General features: G+C 39.4%; 2 protein-coding genes. Both read right to left on the reverse strand.

The window, feature by feature from the left end:
• Positions 1-1,032 precede the first annotated feature (1,032 nt).
• Positions 1,033-1,155 carry a hypothetical protein gene (locus tag SPSYN_RS16160; RefSeq protein WP_279279245.1) on the reverse strand — a complete coding sequence of 41 codons (123 nt, stop codon included), beginning with the start codon at positions 1,153-1,155 and terminating at the stop codon, positions 1,033-1,035.
• Positions 1,156-1,712: 557 nt separating this feature from the next.
• On the reverse strand, positions 1,713-1,984 hold a 272-nt coding region (locus tag SPSYN_RS05490), incomplete at its 5' end, for a transposase (RefSeq protein WP_161821508.1).

Raw genomic sequence — 1,984 nt, forward strand, 5'->3', positions numbered from 1 at the left:
GGTATGAAAAATCTTTTCTAACCGGGTTTCCGGTTGCAGTTTCATAATTTCGTCAAAGGAAAACAGGCACTGTTGTTGAATATACAAGTAACTTCACCTCTGGTTTTTGTCGTTTGTTATTAGGTGCTACTTGTAATATTCGGCAAAACAAGGGGTGAAGTCCTTTTTTGTGGCCTTGAAACCCTTGATTCTATTGGCTTATGGATTATGCAAAACACTTAATTAAATAGGAAAAGACTATTTTACAGATTCATCAGTAATCTTGTAATCATTACAAGCTATAAAAGATCTATACATATACCTTGGAACACTTGGGTTATATGTTACTTCTATGTTTCTAGGCTAATATATGGAATACCTTTATACACTAATTAAAGATAAAATAGATTTTAAATTTTAAGCTGTTTTTGACAAACTGGAGTCTGGCCCAGTTGTTACCATATAAACAGGATTTAAATAAATTCCAAATAGTGAGCCTTTATTTGCCTTTAAAGCAATGTTAGGCCACCAATATACGGGAGGATACCTATGAGTGAAGTTACAATTAATAACATGTGGGTCGGTGGAGATTGCTAATTTGACCGATTATCAAGATAAAAACACAGAGAAATTTCAGATCACATCAGATGTATTAAACAAATTTGAAGTTTTATTAAACTTAGAGAAAATTAAAAGCGCTTCAATCAATCCAGTTTAGCTTTATCCTGAAATAGATAAGGTGACACAGACGGAACTACGAGTGAACAATTGCTTTAAACCAGGAAGTATAAGATTGGCACTTCATAACAATAATCTTGAGTATTTAATTGAAAGTTTTTTTCGGCAAAGGTATTTATCTCAACTTGAAAGTGATACTTTGACAGTAATATTTCTATGTTGACGTTGTCCCAATACAGGAATAGAGCCAAATGGGAATTTATGATTATACAACGGGCTAAGTATTTATACTATGCTAACAAGGAAGCCACACATCACCATGCCCAGCTCTGGGGTCAATTCTATCGGGTCGGGCCTGGTATGTGTGGCTTGTATTTAACGTGCATGCTCTGGCACCGGGGTCCTGTGCATGTCGGCTAGAGTGCCGGCAAAGCCTACTCTAGGGTCATAACTTACCGGGTCCGGCTTTGCCGGCACACTGGCCAGCTCTAGAGTCATTCAACCCCCAATCATGGGGCCGGGGGGCTTTTAACACTTCGCCGATGGATCCCGCTCACCTCCCGCTCTTTCCATTATACCGCCGCCACCGGCGACGGTATGGTCAAGAAAACGGAGGCTGAGAAGATGTTAAGAAGACTATTAGGCAAAGTTGATGATGGAAGGTTTGGCAGGGCGCTGGTGGGCCTGTAGGCTGGCTGGCAGTGGCAGAGCGAAGTACGGCAAGATGGGCTGGTTGAGGGGTATGTGATGTATGGCAGCAAGCAGTACATGGTTATTATTTCGAAATTATATACTCCATCTATTCAATGCAAATTTGACAAGCTCATCTTGCCTAGCACTAATTTCAATTTCAGTCCACTCATTGTACTTAATTAAGCATTTTGCATAATTTCTGTAGCATAAAATTCAATGCCATAATTTAGAACTGCAATCGCATTAACTTAACACAGTTATGGTAAGTTGCTATGCTAAATGCTATTTTATAACTGTGGATAATCAAAAATGGACAAAAATACCCCTTTGAGCTATAGAGAGTTTTAAAATACCAGTATCGCCTAAGCTACCTGCTTTACAACTTTGGGCTCAAATACTGAAACCATCGCTGTGGATAACATTGCAATACATGATAATAAGACACGCGCTTTTACTTTTTTGAACCCTCGCACATTTAAGTTTTTTAGGCTCAGGTATTCTTTAAGGCGACCAAAGCAGCGCTCGACGGATGTACGTTTATTGTATATTTTGGTCCAGTTCTTACTGCCACGATGGGGAGTGTTAAACCGTCTGGGGTCATCTTTAACCCGTGTTTTCACTACTAGCCCGTAGT

The organism is Sporotomaculum syntrophicum, from assembly GCF_009932395.1.
In the GTDB taxonomy this organism is placed as follows: Bacteria; Bacillota; Desulfotomaculia; order Desulfotomaculales; family Desulfallaceae; genus Sporotomaculum; species Sporotomaculum syntrophicum.